Here is an 18,240-nt window from a genome sequence, read left to right as displayed (position 1 = left end):
AAAATGAGACGAAGCCTTGTTAAGTTAACACTTCAAGGCTTCTTTTCTCTCTACTTTATAGAGAAGTTTATGCTCCTAAATGACATTTTAAAATTAGACATCAAGCTACTCGTTGCTTTTACTACCATCATGGAAGAAGGCAGTGTTTCTCGTGCCGCTGAGAAGTTAGGGGTTACTCAGCCTGCCCTTAGCAAAAGCTTACAGCGATTAAGAGATGTGTTTAAAGATTCCTTATTTACTCGACAAGCATATGGGTTAACCCCCACAGCACGAGCGGCTGAATTACACGATATGATTCAACCAATTTTAAACTCACTCTCTGAGTTAATGAGTCCAAACGCTTTAGATTTAAAAAATCTAGATCGCCGCTTTAAACTTCGTGTTGATGAAGGAGATTTAGAAAATTTTATCGAACCGCTGTTAGCCTCAATACAAGATGAAGCACCAAACGTAAGGCTGGCGATCACCGCGTGGGGAGACTCACAGTTTGACGAATTAATCTCAGGTCATGTTGATCTTGGCATTATGCGAATAAATGACACACCGGGAAATATTCGCAGCAAACTGGTTGGTCACATGGAAGCATGCATTCTACTTGGCGAAGCTCACCCTTTGTTTCACCAAGAAATGGTGTCATTAAAAGAACTACTTGAGCACAAAGTGGTGAAACCAAATTGGCGCCACAATCGGAACAGCTCTTTTACAAGAACAGAACAAAAACTGAAACAACAGGGCTATATTCTTAAACCGACATTAGAAACAGATAGCCTAATGGCAACCATGCAAGCAGTGAAGCAAGGCATGGCGCTAGTAACATCTCGATCTATTGGTGATTTGTTTTTAAAAATCATGTGCAAAGACAACTGTATGATTCCGGTGAAAATCTTACCTATACCACAGGAAGTCATTGATTTAGATGAGAACGCAGGGCGACTTCCTATTCATATTTTATGGCATGAACGCTTCAATAACGACCTGGCCCATCGCTGGTTAAGAGAACAGATCATTCACTTTATGCGTGAATCACCTTGGATGCATCCACCCAATTGATTTATCTATTAAATGCTCCCTACCTTGCTTTCTCATAAAGACTATCCCTAGTTACGTTCGGCTTTTAACCATTCAAAGCGTGGGATACTCTCTCCATTTATATCGACACTTTCTTTAAACATACTTAACGGTCTAGCCCACCAATCAAACTCACCATACAAGGCTTGATAAATCACCAAGCTTTCTTCAGTTTCACTGTGTTTTACCACACGTTCGACCCAATATTTTGCACCTTTGTAATGCTGATAAACGCCTTTTTTCATTTTTTAACTCTCTATACTTTTAAAAAATCGACTATAACAAGCCAATATCCAGAAATACTTGTCGCTAATTAGAAAGTTTTACTCTTACACCCTTCCTATAACTCAGCAATAATACTGAACACATAATCGCCTAATTAACTGATTTCAGGATTTTTATATGTATCTAGTACGCACTGTGGATTTTGCAGATCTTCCCGCACTAGAACGTCTTGCTCAACAGGCAGGTATTGGCATCACAAATTTTCCAGCAAATAGAGAGCGCTTAAATGATAAAATTGCATCGTCGCGTCGCTCTTTGCAAACAGATGTCATACAGCCAGGAGATGAATCCTACTTGTTTGTTTTGGTTGATACCAGTAAGGATGAAATTGTCGGTTGTTGTGGCATAGACGCTATCGTTGGTAATGATGCTCCTTTTTACAGCTATCGTATTGATGAAGTAGTACACGCTTCACCTCAATTACAAATCCACAATCGTATTCCTGCGCTTTTTTTATGCCATGATTACAGTGGCACTAGTCGACTTATTGCCCTAGTGGTTGATAAAGCTCACCAAAATGCGACGGCTATGGCACTGCTATCCAAAGCTAGATTGCTCTTTATTGCACGTTATCCAGAGCGTTTCACTAAGCGCCTATTTGTCGAATTACGTGGTGAAAGTGATAAACATGGTTATTCGGCCTTTTGGGATGCGCTTGGAAAACACTTCTTTTCCATGGATTTCCAAAAAGCCGATTATCTTTCTGCAATAAGTAATAAACATTTTATCGCTGATTTGATGCCACGCTATCCCATTTACGTTCCAACATTGCCTGAAGCTGCACAGGATGCGATTGGAGTTATACACGAAAAGTCGAGCCAAAGTGCAGATATACTTTTGGAAGAAGGTTTTGAATTTCGTGGCTACGTGGATATTTTTGATGCGGGTCCAACCATTGAAGCTCGTACAGAAAATTTGAATACCATCGCCAATCAAAAATCAGGTAAGGCATTAACACTGACTGAGATATCAAAAGGCGCGATGCACATTGTCTCTGCTGGTCACTTAGAATCTTTCCGAGTGACAGCCGCTCCTGCTGAACCACAAGCTGCGGGGTTAGGCCTAGAGCAAGCAACCCAAGAAAGGTTGGCTGTTTCACCGGGCCATCGCATTCAATGGGCTACACTTTAAACACTGTTTTTATTGTGTATAACAATGTTGTTGTCTTCATTGAAATAACATTATCTAACAATTACACGGCAATTTTACTGGATCTTAGAGGATTACAATCATGATGGTCATACGTCCTATTAATCAAAATGACCTGAAGTCGCTTTATCGACTTGCAGAAAAAACAGGGATAGGCTTTACCTCTTTGGTCGCAAATGAAGCCACTCTACAAAAAAAAATCAATGGTGCCGTACGCTCATTCTGCAAAGAGAATGTTAGCTCACCAACAGACGAAGACTACTTAATGGTGCTTGAAGACACAACCACAGGCGATATCGTTGGTACATGTGGCATATTGGCAACGGTTGGTTTAGAAGAGCCGTTCTACAGCTATCACTTAGGCACAATCACTCATGCATCAAGAGAACTCGGCGTTCACAATGCGGTTCCGACTCTTATATTGAATAACGACTTCACAGGTTTCAGTGAGATATGTACTTTATTTTTAGAAGAAAACTACCGTCATTCTAAAAACGGGCAGCTACTATCTAAAGCGCGCTTTATGTTTATGGCGCAGTTTCCTGAGCGCTTTACAGAGAAGGTCTTTGCTGAAATGCGGGGCGTAAGCGACGAAAATGGCGTATCACCTTTGTGGGAAAGCCTTGGCCGTCATTTTTTCTCTATCGACTTTGTACAAGCTGACGAACTTACTTCCCAAGGCAACAAACAATTTATCGCTGAATTAATGCCAAACAATCCGGTTTACGTCAATTTACTACCAAAAGAAGCTCGAGACGTTTTAGGACAAGTTCATACAAACACTGCACCAGCTCGTCGCCTTTTGGAACAGGAAGGTTTTCGTTACGAAAACTATGTAGATATTTTTGATGGCGGCCCAAGTTTAGAAGCCAGAGTCCAAGACATTCGAGCAGTTCGAGACAGTCGCTTGTGCCTTGCTAACATTGGCCAACCAAAAGGAGCAGGAGAAGGCAGCTATTATCTTGTATCCAACGCTAAAGTGACTGACTTTCGCTGTATCTTAATTCAAAGTTCGATACCGCCAGATACTGCTATGACTTTAACTCAGGAAGAAGCAGACAACCTTTGTATCAAAACCGAAGATTCTATTCGTATCGTTGAATTATCATCTAATTCTTAAAAGGAGTGGTCACTATGAATCAAGCCATATATATCAATGGCCAATGGCTACAAGGCGAAGGCAATATTTTACGTTCTATCGATCCTGCCGATGCCAGTCTAGTATGGCAAGCGAACACCGCCACAGTTCAGCAAGTTGATTTAGCCATTCATGCCGCACGCGATGCTTTTCCAGCATGGGCAAACCGCCCTCTTGAAGAACGTCTTGCTATTATTGATGTCTTTGCAGCCTTAGTAAAAGAAAACAGTGAAGCCATCGCTACCGTCATTAGCCGGGAAACTGGCAAGCCAATTTGGGAAACGCGCACAGAAGCGGCTGCTATGGTGGGTAAAATTGCCATATCAAAACAGGCTTATCATGAACGTACAGGTGAGAAAACCACACCTATGCCAGGCGCAACAGCGAAATTACGTCACCGTCCACATGGTGTCGTTGCGGTATTTGGTCCTTACAATTTCCCGGGACATTTACCGAATGGTCACATAGTTCCAGCACTTATTGCGGGTAATACGGTTGTCTTCAAGCCAAGCGAACAAGCGCCCGCAACATCGGACCTTATTATTCAACTGTGGGAACAATCCGGTTTACCTGCAGGTGTACTGAACTTGCTTCAAGGCGAAAGAGAAACAGGTGTTGCTCTAGCGAATCATCAAGGTATTGATGGCTTGTTCTTCACCGGTAGCCCACAAGTTGGTCACATTCTACATAAAGATTTTGCCGGACATCCAGGTAAAATTTTGGCATTAGAAATGGGTGGAAATAACCCTCTATTAGTTTCTGAAAAAATTGCAGATCAACGAGCGGCGGTTCATGAAATCATTCAATCTGCTTTCATCTCAGCCGGACAACGTTGTACTTGCGCACGCCGTTTACTTTTACCAAAAGGGACTCATGGAGATACCATTTTACAATCACTGATCACAGCAACTAAAGCCTTACGAATCGACCGTTATGACGCTGATGAGCAGCCTTTCATGGGGCCAATTGTTTCAGCACAAGCTGCTGATGGCATGCTACAAGCCTATCAAAAACTGATAAAACTGGGCGCAGAGCCCTTGTTAGAAATGACCCGAGGTGACAGCAAAACTGGCTTTGTCACTCCAGGTATTATTGACGCGACTAACATGCTTGATGATTTACCAGATCAAGAGTACTTCGGCCCTCTACTTACCGTGATTCGTTACGATTCATTGGGTCAAGCTATGACTATCGCTAACAATACTCAGTTTGGTTTATCCGCTGGTTTATTATCAAATGATAAAACCGAGTATGAGTGGTTTTTACAACATAGCCGTGCTGGCATTATCAATTGGAACCGCCAAACTACAGGCGCATCCAGTAATGCACCTTTCGGTGGCACTGGTGCAAGTGGCAACCACAGAGCGAGCGCTTACTACGCTGCTGACTATTGCGCTTACCCTGTTTCAAGTATTGAAGCAGACAGCTTAACCATGCCAGAGAAACTAGGCCACGGTTTAACCATTTAAGTACTAGCAGTGATCAACAATGGACAGAGAAGTTATTATGAATAAAGCAACAGAAGCCAATTTTGACGGTTTAGTGGGACCAACTCACAATTACAGCGGCCTTTCTTTTGGTAATGTCGCTTCATTGAATAACTCAACTCGTGCCTCCAACCCGAAAGCCGCAGCGAAACAAGGCTTAACCAAAATGAAAGCCTTGGCGGATATGGGTTTTGTGCAAGGTGTATTAGCACCACACGAACGCCCACATATTCCTACCCTACGCAAACTTGGCTTCGCAGGTTCTGATACAAAAGTACTAGAACAAGTGACTAAACAGGCTCCTAAATTATTAGCGGCGGTAAGCTCTGCTTCCTGTATGTGGACAGCCAACGCAGCCACAGTCTCGCCAAGTGGAGATACCAGTGACGGGCGTGTCCATTTCACACCAGCAAACTTGATTAACAAGTTCCATCGCTCTATTGAGCATGAAACTACAGGGGCGATACTACAAGCCACATTTAAAGATGAAATACACTTTTCCCATCACAATGCTTTACCAAACGTCGATCATTTTGGTGATGAAGGTGCAGCCAATCACACTCGTTTTTGTGATCAATATGGTGAGCAAGGTATCGAATTCTTTGTTTATGGAATGGAAGCATTTAACCAAGATTCGCCTCGGCCAACCAAATTCCCAGCCCGTCATACTTTAGAAGCGTCTCAAGCGGTTGCTCGCGCTCATGGTTTATCTGATAAACAAGTGGTTTACGCACAACAAAACCCTGCGGTCATCGATGCTGGCGTTTTCCACAACGACGTCATTGCTGTTGGTAATAGAAATACGCACTTTTATCATCAGGAAGCGTTTCTAGATACTGCAAAAATGAAACAAGACTTACTAAAAGCTTGGGGCGACAGAGCATCTCAATTTCATCTTATTGAAGTGCCAAGCAATCGAATATCTATAGAAGATTGTGTTCAGTCTTATTTGTTTAATAGTCAATTATTGAGCCGTGGCGATAACGATATGGTACTTGTGGTTCCGGGAGAATGCGAAAATAATAGCACCGTTTGGAATTACTTAAATGAATTGGTGGAAGGACAATCACCAATCAATGAAATCAAAATGTTTGACCTCAAGCAAAGCATGAGCAACGGTGGTGGTCCAGCGTGTTTGCGTTTACGAGTCGTATTAACGGACGCAGAATGTAAAGCGGTAAATCCATCAACCTTGATGAGCAACACATTATTTGAACGCTTAAACCAGTGGGTAGACAAGCATTATCGCGATGAGTTGAGAGAAGCAGATCTAGCCGACCCCCAATTATTATTGGAAAGCCACACGGCGCTTGATGAATTAACACAAATTCTCAATCTCGGTAGTGTGTACGAATTCCAGAGATAAGTAGAAAAAATTAGGCAATAAAAATGGCGAATAATATTTCTATTATTCGCCATTTTTTCATTTCAAATAAAGTTACTTTAAAAACAAACAATAAGATCTAGTAATTCAAACATTAGGCATTAAAAATGCTCGCCGTTTTCATAGTAGTTTTTGCCTTGATGATCATGAAACAAAACAGCTATATCCTGCCCGCTGTCTACAAGCGGTCGAAATAATTCTTCGAAAATCAATGCAACTTTTTTCTTAATATCATCGCCTCGATCAAACCACAAAACCTCAAAAAATGGATACGCAGGAGAAGCGCCACCCACAGCAAGATAAGTAGTTGATTGATACTCGAGGGTAAAATGAGAATTCGGTGTATCAGTTACTTCCGCTAAATTTTCAATCAGAATGTCCGACACTGTCTCTAATTCATCAAAAGATAATCCACGAACACGGATATGAGGCATACATACTCCTAACTAATAGCTATTCATAATTTACTGATAAAAAATGAAGGTTTTTCAATAATAAAGCATGTCTTATTTCTTAGTAATCATCCACATAATCAAATGAATGACTCTCTACCACCAGATCATCAACCACGATGTCTACACTCCACGTCCCATCAAATCCTGGTAACAATCGCTTACTTGACCATACTCGCCATCTATCGCCACCAATATCAAAGGCAACATCAGCCTGTGCATCGCCATCCAACTTCCATCTATGGACAACTTGACTACCAGACATATCTCGTAAATCAGTGAAAAAATACACATTCTGAATTTCACCATACTCCACTTTTACGGTAGGCCCTATGTCATCAATTGGTTCTCTGTCGATGACATCTGTAGAAAATTGAGCACGAGCAATAGTGCCTTCTGCCCAAGCAGGAAGAGACATCATGGAAATAGATAAAATACTTGTGAAAATGAATCGAGTTAACACTTGCCACATAAAAAGTCCTTTCGTGTCTTTAAGCCAAAGACCAATAAAAATTAGACATCATAAACATAACAGCTCTAACAGCAGCACTTCTATGAATATACCCTATAGATAAATTTAGCTTAAAAAAGCGTAAGAAGAATGAGAGATTTGTGTAATTTTGCAAATTCTCTCATTCTTTATGCTGTATGACTGAAATCTGACAGTAAAAAGGAAGCATTTAAGTGTCTTGACGATTAACCAGTGGAGTAGAAAATGTATATTCCATGTCCCAAGGGAATCGAATCCAAGTATCTTGACTTACTTCGGTGACAAAAGTGTCAACTAATGGTTTACCAGCAGGCTTCGCATAAATGGTAGCAAAATGTGCTTTTGGTAACATTTCACGTACTTTTTGAGCTGTGCGGCCAGTATCAACAAGATCGTCAATTAGGATGAAGCCTTCACCATCACCTTCAACACCTTTCAGTATGTTCAGCTCACCTTGTTTAGTAGCACCCTCACCTTTCTCACCATCTTCGTAGCTAACAACACAAATCGTATCGATTAAACGAATGTCCATTTCTCGACACAAAATAGCAGCAGGAACCAAACCACCACGAGTAATCGCAATAATACCTTTCCAGGGACCTTGCTCGAGTAAACGCCAAGACAGGGCACGTGCATTACGGTGTAACTCTTCCCATGAAACAGGGAAATCTTTTGAATAAGGGGTCATGTGGTTCCTATGATTCTATAAGTGGAAGTTAGTCGTTAGATCAGTCAGCTTACAGCTTCAAAGTGACTCTTTCTTGACTTTAAAATTTAAAGCGTGGATTTTAACGGCATAGGCAACCCTGCCGCAACTAAAGTTACCCGATTGGTCAATTTAGCCAAGGCTTGGTTCATTTCACCCGCTTCATCCGCGAATCGTCGTGCTAAAGCATTCATCGGCATAATACCCAAACCGACTTCGCTGGAAACCAAAACTAAGTCACCTTGAAAATTTTCGACGACGCTTAATAGTGCTAATTTCTCTTTAACTAAACGCGCTTCGTCTTCCAAGCAAAGTAAGTTCGTCAGCCACAAGGTAAAACATTCAACAATCACGGCTTGGTTTGGTGAATTAAGTGAGTTCAAAACATCCGCAAGCGCTAACGGTTCTTCAATCAAACGCCACTCTGCAGGACGATTCTCTTTATGCCGTTGAACGCGCTTTTCCATGTCGTCATCCCACACTTGGGAAGTTGCCACATAACACACTGGTTTACCTGAGGTGGCCACTTGCTCTTGAGCAAAGGCACTTTTACCACTACGAACTCCACCAAGCACTAAATGCTTCATGCTAGCTCTCCTCTTTTGAACTCAATATTTCCCGCACTTTTTAATAACCGAATAAGCGCTCTATCTAGCATTTCCATCTCACCCATTGCAGGCAGTGCTACTCGGATCCAACCTTCACCTAAACGAGTGTGAATGCCAACCTGATGCAACATAGTAAAAACCTGCTTAGCATACTCATCACTGCCTAGATGCCAAGTAATAAATAAGGCATTCAGCGTACTGTCTTGGGAATCAAAAATAGTATTAAATTTCGGCATAACGCGTTCGATAAAAGCAGATTGACGCTGTTTCAGAGAGACAAATGCTTGTGTTTGCCATTCCACATCAGAAAACGCCAAACTCACTAAATGTAAACTTGGTGTCGCCACAGGCCAAGGCCCCATTAAATTTTTTAAAACCTGCTGCCATTTGTCAGCACAAAAAACGAAGCCAACCCGAGCGCCCGCCAAACCAAAGAACTTACCAACCGATCTCAGCACAAATAAAGGCTCAGGCCATTGATCGTTATTTCGTTGAGCCAACAAACTAAGCTCTGGACAAGAATCAACAAAGGCTTCGTCTACGATCAGGCTCGCACCTTGCTGTTCACTATGATCAACCAGAGCAGACAATGTTTCTGTCTTCGCCCACTCGCCTGTCGGATTATTAGGCTGAATGATCACTGCAACCGCAAACGCTTGTTCAAACAAGGAATCAATCGAATCGTAATAAGCCAATTCGAATCCCCACTTTTGCCAAGCAAAAGCGTGTTCTTGGTAACCCATTCTCGGCACAAAAACGATGTTATTTTTTAGTGATCGGCTTGCTTTAATGAGAAGGCTTTCTTTTATTAACAAAGGTAAAGATTCAATAATATGCTGCGAACCAGCTCCAACTGCATTCGGACGATGCCCGTAATACTTTTCAGCGGCATCCAATAAAGCAGTTTGATCAGGTAACGTCATCCAAAGTTCAGGATCTATTGTAGGAACCGGCCAAGGTTCACGGTTACAGGCGGAAGACAGGTCTAACCAATTCAGCGCATCATTGCCTACTTTTCGCTGCCAATAGGCTAAATCACCACCGTGTTTTGGTGAAGCGGCGTTGAGTTTCGAAGGTTTTTTATCTGAAGAAACGTCACCTGAAAAAACTATACTAGAAGACATATAATCAACCCCCACAAATACACGCTTTTATCCACCAACAAAATAGCATCGTTCAAATGTTTAGGCTCTGGTTTATTACTGTCCCCTGACGTTTCATCACTCTCTTCGTCACCAAGAACGGGTCTGGTTTCCGTTTTACCGAAATACTGAGCTTCGCCACCTAATAAAATACCTAAGGCACCGGCACCCGCCGCCATAACTGGGCCAGCGTTTGGACTTTTCCAACGTGCAGAGGCTCGGCGAGAACTGCGAATCGCTTTATGCCAGTTGCCACAAGCTGCGTAGCTGTAAATAACCAATCGTGCTGGCACGTAATTCAAAACATCATCAAAACGTGCGGCAAACCAGCCAAAGTACAAAAGATCTTCGGTTTTATAGCCCCACATGGCATCCAATGTATTCGCTAGTCGATATAACAACACACCCGGCGCGCCGAGTATCAAAAACCAAAAAATCGGTGCAAAAATCGCATCGCTGCCATTTTCTAACACTGATTCAATACCCGCTTTTGCCACGTCGGATTCATTTAGCGCTTTCGTATCTCGACTGACGATATAACTGACCGCGAGACGTGCTTCATCGAGTTTTTCAGGTGTCAGAGGTGAAGAAGATAAAGGCTGATAAATCGCCAACGCATGCTCTCGTAGACTTTGCCAACCAATCGCGAAATACAGCACGACAACAGACAAAAGGTTATCTAGCCAATCAGGTAATAACCAAAACATAGCCAATAAAATAAGCAGCCAAGGCATCACGGCCAGTAACCAAGCCAGAATGCCGCCAATACGTTGTCTTTGTTGATCGGCTTCCAAAGGTAGCTGAGTATATTGACGACAAAGGTCTACCCAGCGACCAAACCAAATAAGCGGATGCCAATTTTTCGGCTCGCCCAATAAGCGGTCAAGCACCAAGGCTGCCAATAAAATTAAACTTGTGGTCGACAATATTCCAAAGAAATCAGTAAAAATACTGTCTGAATGAGAAAGGATCATAAATATAGGTCGTTTTTTCACTTAATAAGATAACAAGGTAAGGTAGAATTCTATCATCTTATTGATTTAAAGCGTGATGAACTGAATGCCAGCTTTTAGTTTAATGGTCCAAGGCACCACCTCGGACGCAGGAAAAAGTACCCTAGTGACAGCACTGTGTCGCTTGTTTGCTCGACGTGGCATTCAAGTCGCACCCTTTAAGCCACAAAATATGGCCTTAAACAGTGCAGTGACAAACGATGGCAATGAAATCGGACGTGCACAAGCCGTACAAGCCTACGCAGCCGGCTTAGAACCTCACGTAGACATGAATCCTATTCTGTTAAAACCAAACACAGACACGGGCGCACAAGTCATTATCCAAGGCAAAGCCATTGGCAATATGAACGCCGTTGGCTATCATGAATACAAGAGTGTCGCCAAAGAAGCGGCGCTAGACTCATATTATCGACTGGCGGCACAATACGACGCCGTATTGATCGAAGGAGCTGGCAGCCCAGCCGAAATCAATTTACGCGCTCGCGATATCGCCAACATGGGGTTTGCAGAAAGCATTGATTGCCCAGTAATCATCATTGCCGACATCGACAAAGGCGGGGTATTTGCTCACCTTGTTGGCACATTGGATTTACTCAGCCAGAGCGAGCAAGATCGCGTCATTGGTTTTGTCATCAATCGCTTTCGTGGTGATATTAGTTTGTTGCAATCCGGTTTAGATTGGTTAGAAAAACGTACAGGCAAACCCGTTTTAGGCGTTTTGCCTTACCTCACAGGTTTCCATCTTGAATCCGAAGATGCCGTCACCAAAAGCCCACTTAAAACTGATGCAGACACGAAACTCAATATCGTCATTCCAATCATGCCACGCACCAGTAATCACACAGATTGGGACGCGTTACGCCTTCACCCCGATGTGCAAGTCACTTTAGTTGGCGCTAACGAAGCCATTCCACCTGCAGACTTGATAATCTTGCCCGGTAGCAAAAGCGTACAAAGTGACCTCTCCTTTTTACGTAACCAAGGCTGGGAAAACTATTTGAACAAACATCTAAGATACGGTGGAAAAATCATTGGGATTTGCGGTGGTTTTCAAATGCTGGGTGAAAAACTGCTGGATCCATTAGGATTAGAAAACCAACAGGCCAATACAGAATCAGCGGGGCTTGGCTTTATTCCAATGGAAACCGTCTTAGAGGAAGACAAAAAACTCAAACAACGCCAAGGAACTCTTAATCTAGACATTTCTAACCTAGATACCCCAAACCTAGACAAGCATATTAGTCAACTTACTGGCTATGAGATTCATTCTGGTGTGTCGCACTTCTCAAATAAAGTAAACCACTTTGCGACCCTAGAAAACGGTGAAGAAGAAGGTTTTGTCTCAGAAGATAACAACATCATTGGCACTTATCTCCATGGTGTATTTGATCACCCAGAAGCACTCAACGCGTTATTAGAATGGGCCGGCGTCAACCAAGCCCATCACTTTGACTACGACCAACTCCGCGACAGCGAAATCAACCGACTCGCCGACAGCACAGAAATGAATATGAACATCGACGAGTTAATTAAAAAATGTAAGACCTTTAACTTGTGACTTAGAGTTTACTCTAAAACATATCCATTAGGGTTGTTGCTTTGCCAGTGCCAAGCATCTCGACACATTTCTTCTAACGACAGTTGTACTTCCCAACCAAGTTCGTCAGCTGCTTTTTGCGGATCAGCATAAAACTCAGCAATGTCACCAGCACGTCGCGGCATAATTTCGTAGGGGATTTTTTTATTAGATGCCTTTTCAAAAGCACGTACTACATCTAATACACTAGAGCCTTTTCCTGCACCTAAGTTATAAGCATCAATGCTTTTCACAGCCTGACTTGCAAGCTTTTCAAGTGCCTTGATATGCCCCAATGCCAAATCCACCACATGGATATAGTCTCTTACACCAGTACCGTCTGGTGTTGGGTAATCGCCACCAAATACACTTAAACTTGACCGTTTCCCCACTGCCACTTGAGTAATAAAAGGCATCAAGTTATTAGGAATCCCGTTTGGGTCTTCACCAATCAAACCACTTGGATGGGCACCTACAGGATTAAAATAACGCAGTAACGAGACATTCCATCTAGGATCAGATACAAAAGCGTCTTGAAGAAATTGCTCGATCATAACTTTTGTTCGACCATACGGACTGGTTGAATTCAGCGGAAAATGCTCTACATAAGGAATCGGATTGTGCTCACCATAAACCGTAGCGGATGAGCTAAATACAAAATCAAAAACATTATGACTTGCCATCACATCCAACAAATTCAAAGTTCCAGTTAAATTATTATGATAATAAGACAAAGGAATTTGAGTGGATTCTCCAACCGCTTTAAGACCTGCAAAGTGAATAACTGCATCAATATCATGGTCAATAAAAATAGAGTCAAGTGCGGCTTTATCAAGTAAATCCACGTGATAAAAATCCACATTTTCACCAGAAATAGCATGAATTCGATTTAGTACTTCCGCATTGGAGTTACATAGATTATCAACCACAACAACAGAATAACCCTGCTGCAACAATTCAACACAAGTATGACTACCGATAAATCCTGTGCCACCTGTTACTAAAATCGTCTTCATACTTAATCCTTTTATTAAATCTTAAAACTATTTAATCTTTTTTATCAGCTTGACAACCTAGTCTACGATACATTTATTAAGTGACTTATCAGGGTGAAGCAATTCTTTTACCTTCATAACGATGTAGTACAATTTGGAAACAAAAAAACAATACCTTCGCCAGTTATGCCTTCGATTTTTTCACAGTAAAATCACTCTGGATTCAAAAGAACATCCTATTAGCAACATGTTTGACATAAGACCTCTCTAAATTAGACATAACAACTTTTATTATGCGGTCAGTCATTTTACAAAGTATTGTCTTCTATCAGATCACTTGTCAAAGCTACACCTGCTTTTATGTCTTTATTCGCCACAGTGCCGATCACGTCGTATAAATACTTAGGAGCCAAACCATAGCCAGGCCGGATACTTCTGATATTGTTATGCGTAAAAAGCTCACCTTTGGCAATATCTTTAACAACATAAAGTGAGCGCCTAAAGATAGCATTACCTTTCTCACTTTCTTTTCGTTCATAATTCACTTTGCCAAGTGCTTTCCAAGCGATTTTGCTGTCTCGGCATAGTTGTATTAATTCTGGTTTTTCTAAAGAGAAACTGTCGTCAGGACCACCGCCACTTCTATTTAAGGTAACGTGTTTCTCTATTAAACACGCTCCCAGAGCCACGGATGTTATCGCTGTTGTATTGTCTATTGTGTGATCTGATAAGCCTGTAAGCACATCAAACCGTGCTGCCATATCAGGTATGGTGGCTAAGTTGTAATCTTCCGATGGGGCAGGATAACCACTGACACAATGCAAGACGATAAGCTCTTTACACCCTGCGTTTTGAGCTGTCTCTACCGCTTCACGAATTTCTTCTTCGCTCGCCATACCGGTGGAGATAATCATTGGCTTACCGGTTTTCGCAACGTATTCAATCAATGGTAAATCAATCGCTTCAAAAGAAGCAATTTTATACGCTGGAGCATCCAGTGTTTCTAACAGATCAACCGCAGTAAAATCAAAGGGTGAACTGAAGATCGTGATGCCTAATTCCTTTGCTTTCTCAAACAATGGCTTATGCCATTCCCATGGCATGTGAGCTTCTTCATATAAGTCATAGAGCGTCTTTCCATCCCACAAGCCACCTTTGATTAAAAACTCAGGGGATTCGCTTTTCATGGTAATGGTATCTGGTCGATAGGTTTGTAGCTTTATAGCGTCCGCACCACACTCTTTCGCCATTTCCATTATTTTGTAAGCATTTTCTATGTTGCCATTATGGTTCGCTGACATTTCCGCGATGATATAAGGGGCGTAATCTGGGCCAATTTTTTTGCCATCGATGGTAATAAATTCGTTCATATGTACCTCATTCTATTGACGGCCGAATATAATTTTCTTCATCTATTTTTATATAACCTGCTCGATGAAAAAGCGCATGGGATGCAGTATTTTCTTTGAGTACCACAGCATTGATACTAATGCTTGGATGTTGCTTGTCTAATAGACTCAAAGCTTGCTTTGCGAACCCTTTACCAAAGTGAGTCGGGGCGATAAAAATAGAAAGAATGTAAGTATTACTCTTGGTCATATCCAAACGGACAACACCCACAGCTTCTAGATAATCTTCGGCTAGATCCACTCTTTCAATGATGTAAAAATAATCGTTTGAATTAGAGACTTTCTTTTCCATCCAAGCCTGATGCTCTGCTAAGCTCGGCACAGATTTGTTTAAAGCATACTGTCTTGTTTCAGGTGCGCACTGCCATTCAAACACTTGCTGCGTATCCTTTAACGAGGCACACCTTAATTGCAATACGTCATCAAAAAGTAGCGCGATATTTTCGACAATACGATCCACGCCTAAGCCATCACATAATGCAAGATTCGTTTTCTTCATCTGATCATAATTAGCCAATAGCTGTTGGTATGCACTCTTTAAATCTTTATCAATGGAGTCTAGATCTATACTAATGGCGGCACCGACATCAGAAAGTTTTTTACAAATGGTAAGTTGGTTATCCGCTAATGCAATGATAATACTGGGTATACCTAAACACGCGCGCTCCCAAGAAGTGGAACCGGGAGCTCCTATAGCCATGTCATATTGAGCCATAAATTCCGCCATATTTTCGACAAAATCAATATGAGTAACCCAATCTTCTTCTTGTTCCGCGACCCCCTTAACTGTTTGATAATGTGGAGCCCGCGCACTTAGCAAAACAGTCACCAAAGGAGGCTCACGGAAGTCTCGCTTCAATGCTTTTAAGACTTGCCATGTTGCATTGGGCGCATCCACACCACCCATTGAAACCAATACTCGAGGTCTACCTTCAAAATCTTTTGATTTAACAAGAGCACCAGTGTGAAGTTTGGCAAAATCAGGATGGATGATGGCGTAGTCAGTCCCAGATAAAACTTGGGAAGTTGGGTTTAAAGGTTTGTATTCATTGGGATTTCTTAATAATGTTTGATCGACGATCAGGTCTGCAGCGTGCTCTCTGACTAAATCATCAATCACCATGATTTTACCGTGAAACTGAGATTTAACGATCTGATGCCATTTGATTCCAATGCCATAATGATCAACAACAACCAAATCCACATGGCTTAACTGTGACATACAATCTTGTGCATCTTGCCACTCCTCAACCTGTAGCCAAGCGGCATAATCGGATGTTGTTTTTGGTTCTAACCAATGCAAGGGCTGACTTAATTCACAGACAGAAAAACCACGTTTTTTAATAAGGCGAATAAGGTCGCCTTTCTGGGGGCGTGTTAGGAAAGTCACCCCATGACCCGCTCTTTTAAGTGCGTCCGCCAAGACCAAACAACGCATTACATGACCACTTCCTATATGCAAAGAAGCGTCAGTACGAATAACAACCTTTAACATTCAATAACTCGATATAAGGCTTCTGCCAGCTCCCAGTCTTCTTGAGTATCGATATCCTGTACTCTTTTACGAGGTAAAAGCACCGCCTTCGAATTTGAACCAAAGATAGGCTCTTTATTTAAAAATGCTTGTGCTTTGCCCCAGTAAAACTGGCCAGCGTCATGGTACGCATCTTCTAAATCCTGTGAGCGAGTATTTAAGTGTTCAGGATGAAACATCTCGACTCTATCTTGCGGATTAATTTTTAAAGCACGTTGTATTGGAAATGCATAACTGGTCGCACTAAACGCGTAACGGACGTTATCGCCAGCAAGTGCAGACAAGCCCTCTTTTATACTTGATGCACTAATGAAAGGAGCTGTGGCATAAATACAACAAGCATTTTCAATATCCATTTGATTTTGCTGACACCAGGTTAACCCATGGGCGATAACATCTAATGTTGTTGCGTAATCGTCAGATATCTCTGCTGGACGCATAAAAGGCACTGTTGCACCATATTGCAAAGCAATGGACGCAATCTCTTCATCATCCGTCGATACCAACACATGATCAAAGCAACCACTCTTTAAGGCCGCCTCTATGGAATAAGCAATCATAGGCTTTCCGTGAAATGCCTTTATATTTTTGCGTGGAATTCGCTTACTCCCACCACGAGCAGGAATGATGGCTATATTCATTACTTACCCATTAAAATATCAGTTAATTTACAGATCACTTCGTCTTGCTGTTCATCTGTCATGCCATGAAACATAGGCAAGGAAATAGCATTCGTGTAGTAACTTTCAGCCTGAGGAAAGTCCCCAAGCTTAAATCCCATTCGCTGATAATAAGGCTGAAGGTGAACGGGAATGTAATGCAGATTCACACCAATACCTTGTGCTCTTAATTCATCAAACACGTATTTATGTGTTTTAGAAATCCTAGACAAATCTATGCGAATAACAAATAAGTGCAGACCCGAATAGGTATTTGGTAATTGATAAGGCAAGGTGATTGGCAAATCATTAAGCTTTTCATAATAGCGTGATGCCAAACGATGACGAGTCGCCACGAACTCTTCTAACCGCGCCATTTGTGAAACACCCAGAGCCGCTTGCAATTCTGTCATGCGGTAATTAAAACCTAACGTAACTTGTTCATAGTACCAACTGCCATGGGGCGTATTTTCCATTAACGATTCATCGCGCGTAATACCATGACTTCTATAAAGCGCCATTTTATTCGCAAGTGTGTCATCATTCGTTAATGCTGCGCCGCCTTCGGCGGTAGTGACTATTTTTACTGGATGAAAACTAAATACCGTAATGTCACTAAACTCACATGAACCGATTGAACTGTCTAGATAACGCCCACCAATGGCATGGGAAGCGTCTTCAATCACCTTGAAACCGAATTCAACCGCCAACACATGAATCGCTTTCATATCACATGGTTGACCACATAAATGCACAGCGACCAATACTTTAGGCAAACGATTTTGTTCTTTGGCTTCAATTAGTTTGAGTTTAAGAGCCTGAGGACATAAGTTGTAAGTTGCTGGATCAATATCAACAAAATCCACCCCTGCACCACAATATAATCCACAATTAGCCGATGCGACAAAGGTAATAGGCGTTGTCCATAATATATCTCCAGCACCTAAATCGAGCGCCAAACAAGCAATATGCAAAGCAGAGGTAGCACTATTCACAGCAAGTGCATAGTCAGCACCCGTTGCATTTTTCAATGCCTTCTCAAAAGCAGGTACCTGTGGACCTTGCGTCAGAAAATCAGATTTGAGCACATCCACAACAGCATCAATGTCTGCCTGAATAATATCCTGCTTTCCGTAAGGTATCAT

General features: G+C 42.0%; 18 protein-coding genes. 6 read left to right on the top strand and 12 right to left on the bottom strand.

The genetic code is table 11. The annotated features are described in order from the left end of the window. Positions 1–69: 69 nt before the first annotated feature. Positions 70–1,050: a LysR family transcriptional regulator gene (locus tag IF202_RS08820; RefSeq protein ID WP_191594499.1), complete on the top strand. Its 981-nt coding sequence runs from the start codon at positions 70–72 to the stop codon at positions 1,048–1,050. 47 nt (positions 1,051–1,097) lie between these two features. Here the strand turns inward: IF202_RS08820 and IF202_RS08815 are convergent, their stop codons facing one another. Then, the gene (locus tag IF202_RS08815; RefSeq protein WP_191594498.1) at positions 1,098–1,313 is read right to left on the bottom strand and encodes a DUF1653 domain-containing protein; all 216 of its coding nucleotides are present in this window, start codon (positions 1,311–1,313) and stop codon (positions 1,098–1,100) included. A gap of 157 nt (positions 1,314–1,470) precedes the next feature. On the opposite strand from IF202_RS08815, the gene IF202_RS08810 reads away from it, so the two are divergent. From IF202_RS08810 to astB, 4 genes are all read left to right on the top strand, one after another. Beyond that, positions 1,471–2,484 carry an arginine N-succinyltransferase gene (locus IF202_RS08810; protein ID WP_191594497.1) on the top strand — a complete coding sequence of 338 codons (1,014 nt, stop codon included), beginning with the start codon at positions 1,471–1,473 and terminating at the stop codon, positions 2,482–2,484. Between the two features lie 100 nt (positions 2,485–2,584). Next, positions 2,585–3,622, top strand: a complete 1,038-nt coding sequence (astA, locus tag IF202_RS08805; protein WP_191594496.1) for an arginine N-succinyltransferase — start codon at positions 2,585–2,587, stop codon at positions 3,620–3,622. A 14-nt stretch (positions 3,623–3,636) separates the two neighbouring features. Then, the gene (gene astD / locus IF202_RS08800; RefSeq protein ID WP_191594495.1) at positions 3,637–5,109 is read left to right on the top strand and encodes a succinylglutamate-semialdehyde dehydrogenase; all 1,473 of its coding nucleotides are present in this window, start codon (positions 3,637–3,639) and stop codon (positions 5,107–5,109) included. Between the two features lie 37 nt (positions 5,110–5,146). After that, positions 5,147–6,493 carry an N-succinylarginine dihydrolase gene (gene astB / locus IF202_RS08795; RefSeq protein ID WP_191594494.1) on the top strand — a complete coding sequence of 449 codons (1,347 nt, stop codon included), beginning with the start codon at positions 5,147–5,149 and terminating at the stop codon, positions 6,491–6,493. 119 nt (positions 6,494–6,612) lie between these two features. Here astB and IF202_RS08790 read toward each other — a convergent pair whose 3' ends face one another. The 6 genes from IF202_RS08790 to cbiB all read right to left on the bottom strand — a co-directional run bounded on the left by IF202_RS08790 (position 6,613) and on the right by cbiB (position 10,883). Further along, on the bottom strand, positions 6,613–6,945 hold the full coding sequence (locus IF202_RS08790; RefSeq protein ID WP_191594493.1) for a DUF1904 family protein: 333 nt from the start codon (positions 6,943–6,945) through the stop codon (positions 6,613–6,615). A gap of 79 nt (positions 6,946–7,024) precedes the next feature. Further along, on the bottom strand, positions 7,025–7,435 hold the full coding sequence (locus IF202_RS08785) for a DUF2914 domain-containing protein (RefSeq protein WP_191594492.1): 411 nt from the start codon (positions 7,433–7,435) through the stop codon (positions 7,025–7,027). 208 nt (positions 7,436–7,643) lie between these two features. After that, the gene (gpt, locus tag IF202_RS08780; RefSeq protein ID WP_191594491.1) at positions 7,644–8,141 is read right to left on the bottom strand and encodes a xanthine phosphoribosyltransferase; all 498 of its coding nucleotides are present in this window, start codon (positions 8,139–8,141) and stop codon (positions 7,644–7,646) included. Between the two features lie 86 nt (positions 8,142–8,227). Further along, positions 8,228–8,746, bottom strand: a complete 519-nt coding sequence (gene cobU / locus IF202_RS08775; protein ID WP_191594490.1) for a bifunctional adenosylcobinamide kinase/adenosylcobinamide-phosphate guanylyltransferase — start codon at positions 8,744–8,746, stop codon at positions 8,228–8,230. Beyond that, positions 8,743–9,891 (bottom strand): aminotransferase class I/II-fold pyridoxal phosphate-dependent enzyme, encoded by a 1,149-nt coding sequence (locus IF202_RS08770; protein ID WP_191594489.1) that lies wholly within the window; start codon positions 9,889–9,891, stop codon positions 8,743–8,745. Before IF202_RS08770 ends, cobU begins: the two co-directional genes overlap by 4 nt. Next, a complete protein-coding gene (gene cbiB / locus IF202_RS08765; RefSeq protein ID WP_191594488.1) occupies positions 9,876–10,883 on the bottom strand; it encodes an adenosylcobinamide-phosphate synthase CbiB in 1,008 nt (335 codons plus the stop codon). The genes IF202_RS08770 and cbiB overlap by 16 nt, the downstream gene beginning before the upstream one ends. Positions 10,884–10,968: 85 nt before the next feature. Between cbiB and IF202_RS08760 the strand changes: the two genes are divergently transcribed. Continuing rightward, on the top strand, positions 10,969–12,480 hold the full coding sequence (locus tag IF202_RS08760) for a cobyric acid synthase (RefSeq protein WP_191594487.1): 1,512 nt from the start codon (positions 10,969–10,971) through the stop codon (positions 12,478–12,480). An 8-nt stretch (positions 12,481–12,488) separates the two neighbouring features. Here the strand turns inward: IF202_RS08760 and galE are convergent, their stop codons facing one another. The 5 genes from galE to pseC form a co-directional block, all read right to left on the bottom strand. Continuing rightward, positions 12,489–13,514: a UDP-glucose 4-epimerase GalE gene (gene galE / locus IF202_RS08755; protein WP_191594486.1), complete on the bottom strand. Its 1,026-nt coding sequence runs from the start codon at positions 13,512–13,514 to the stop codon at positions 12,489–12,491. Positions 13,515–13,801: 287 nt separating this feature from the next. After that, a complete protein-coding gene (pseI, locus tag IF202_RS08750) occupies positions 13,802–14,863 on the bottom strand; it encodes a pseudaminic acid synthase (protein WP_191594485.1) in 1,062 nt (353 codons plus the stop codon). A gap of 7 nt (positions 14,864–14,870) precedes the next feature. Next, positions 14,871–16,397, bottom strand: coding sequence for a UDP-2,4-diacetamido-2,4,6-trideoxy-beta-L-altropyranose hydrolase (pseG, locus tag IF202_RS08745; RefSeq protein WP_191594484.1), 1,527 nt, complete (start codon positions 16,395–16,397; stop codon positions 14,871–14,873). Then, entirely contained in the window at positions 16,391–17,077 is a 687-nt protein-coding gene (gene pseF, locus IF202_RS08740) for a pseudaminic acid cytidylyltransferase (RefSeq protein WP_191594483.1), read from the bottom strand. Before pseF ends, pseG begins: the two co-directional genes overlap by 7 nt. Further along, a complete protein-coding gene (pseC, locus tag IF202_RS08735; protein WP_191594482.1) occupies positions 17,077–18,240 on the bottom strand; it encodes a UDP-4-amino-4,6-dideoxy-N-acetyl-beta-L-altrosamine transaminase in 1,164 nt (387 codons plus the stop codon). The genes pseF and pseC overlap by 1 nt, the downstream gene beginning before the upstream one ends.

This window comes from Marinomonas colpomeniae (assembly GCF_014803385.1).
GTDB lineage: Bacteria > Pseudomonadota > Gammaproteobacteria > Pseudomonadales > Marinomonadaceae > Marinomonas > Marinomonas colpomeniae.
Note: the sequence above shows the minus strand (reverse complement) of the source record. Positions and strands in the feature narration are given on the sequence as shown.

Excerpts from the sequence above, each read along its gene's own strand:
- IF202_RS08760 (WP_191594487.1), top strand. The coding sequence starts at position 10,969 with ATGCCAGCTTTTAGTTTAATGGTCCAAGGCACCACCTCGGACGCAGGA.
- IF202_RS08770 (WP_191594489.1), bottom strand. The coding sequence starts at position 9,891 with ATGTCTTCTAGTATAGTTTTTTCAGGTGACGTTTCTTCAGATAAAAAA.
- pseI (WP_191594485.1), bottom strand. The coding sequence starts at position 14,863 with ATGAACGAATTTATTACCATCGATGGCAAAAAAATTGGCCCAGATTAC.
- IF202_RS08785 (WP_191594492.1), bottom strand. The coding sequence starts at position 7,435 with ATGTGGCAAGTGTTAACTCGATTCATTTTCACAAGTATTTTATCTATT.
- IF202_RS08790 (WP_191594493.1), bottom strand. The coding sequence starts at position 6,945 with ATGCCTCATATCCGTGTTCGTGGATTATCTTTTGATGAATTAGAGACA.
- cbiB (WP_191594488.1), bottom strand. The coding sequence starts at position 10,883 with ATGATCCTTTCTCATTCAGACAGTATTTTTACTGATTTCTTTGGAATA.
- gpt (WP_191594491.1), bottom strand. The coding sequence starts at position 8,141 with ATGACCCCTTATTCAAAAGATTTCCCTGTTTCATGGGAAGAGTTACAC.
- astB (WP_191594494.1), top strand. The coding sequence starts at position 5,147 with ATGAATAAAGCAACAGAAGCCAATTTTGACGGTTTAGTGGGACCAACT.
- pseC (WP_191594482.1), bottom strand. The coding sequence starts at position 18,240 with ATGATACCTTACGGAAAGCAGGATATTATTCAGGCAGACATTGATGCT.
- IF202_RS08810 (WP_191594497.1), top strand. The coding sequence starts at position 1,471 with ATGTATCTAGTACGCACTGTGGATTTTGCAGATCTTCCCGCACTAGAA.
- IF202_RS08820 (WP_191594499.1), top strand. The coding sequence starts at position 70 with ATGCTCCTAAATGACATTTTAAAATTAGACATCAAGCTACTCGTTGCT.
- astD (WP_191594495.1), top strand. The coding sequence starts at position 3,637 with ATGAATCAAGCCATATATATCAATGGCCAATGGCTACAAGGCGAAGGC.
- pseG (WP_191594484.1), bottom strand. The coding sequence starts at position 16,397 with ATGTTAAAGGTTGTTATTCGTACTGACGCTTCTTTGCATATAGGAAGT.
- cobU (WP_191594490.1), bottom strand. The coding sequence starts at position 8,746 with ATGAAGCATTTAGTGCTTGGTGGAGTTCGTAGTGGTAAAAGTGCCTTT.
- IF202_RS08815 (WP_191594498.1), bottom strand. The coding sequence starts at position 1,313 with ATGAAAAAAGGCGTTTATCAGCATTACAAAGGTGCAAAATATTGGGTC.
- astA (WP_191594496.1), top strand. The coding sequence starts at position 2,585 with ATGATGGTCATACGTCCTATTAATCAAAATGACCTGAAGTCGCTTTAT.
- pseF (WP_191594483.1), bottom strand. The coding sequence starts at position 17,077 with ATGAATATAGCCATCATTCCTGCTCGTGGTGGGAGTAAGCGAATTCCA.
- galE (WP_191594486.1), bottom strand. The coding sequence starts at position 13,514 with ATGAAGACGATTTTAGTAACAGGTGGCACAGGATTTATCGGTAGTCAT.